A 475-nucleotide genomic window follows, 5' to 3' on the forward strand; every position below is an offset into this window, starting at 1 on the left:
CCGCTGAACGAAGAGTTCGGCAAGGCCGTCGGTGCCGATGCCTATTGCCGTGACGCGGCAATCGCGGTCGAAACCGCCAAGGATTTCATCAAGCGCAAGCACAACATGCTCGCCGCCAAGGCCTGATTTGTTTGCAGGAATTTGACAAACCGGCCGCCCACCTGGGCGGCCGGTTTTCATTTGACCTGATTTCTATCCTTCATTGAGCAGCATGCTTGATGGCATGCGTCGTCTGATGGACATCTTCACCGGCGCCGCGAATCGTGTTGGCGCAGGACGAAAGAGCCAGAACGGCAATCAGGGCAACGGCAACCCGGGTCGAAAGAGTGCTCATGATAGTGCTCCTGGAAAAAGTTGGGATCAGTCTGCCGCACGCTTAACCGCATGATCGGTTGCTTTGGCCGTGTTGGTCATGTCCTTGCCCACGCCGCGCACCGTATTCGCGCATGAGGCAAGGAGAAGCACGGTACTTAAC

1 protein-coding gene is annotated in these 475 nt (G+C 57.1%); it reads right to left on the reverse strand.

Translation table 11 applies throughout. From position 1 onward, the window contains the following. Positions 1-199: 199 nt before the first annotated feature. Positions 200-334 carry a hypothetical protein gene (locus tag AC1D0P_RS28995; protein ID WP_477679894.1) on the reverse strand — a complete coding sequence of 45 codons (135 nt, stop codon included), beginning with the start codon at positions 332-334 and terminating at the stop codon, positions 200-202. Positions 335-475 lie beyond the last annotated feature (141 nt).

Source organism: Polaromonas sp. P1_G2 (assembly GCF_056405515.1).

Excerpts from the sequence above, each read along its gene's own strand:
- AC1D0P_RS28995 (WP_477679894.1), bottom strand. The coding sequence starts at position 334 with ATGAGCACTCTTTCGACCCGGGTTGCCGTTGCCCTGATTGCCGTTCTG.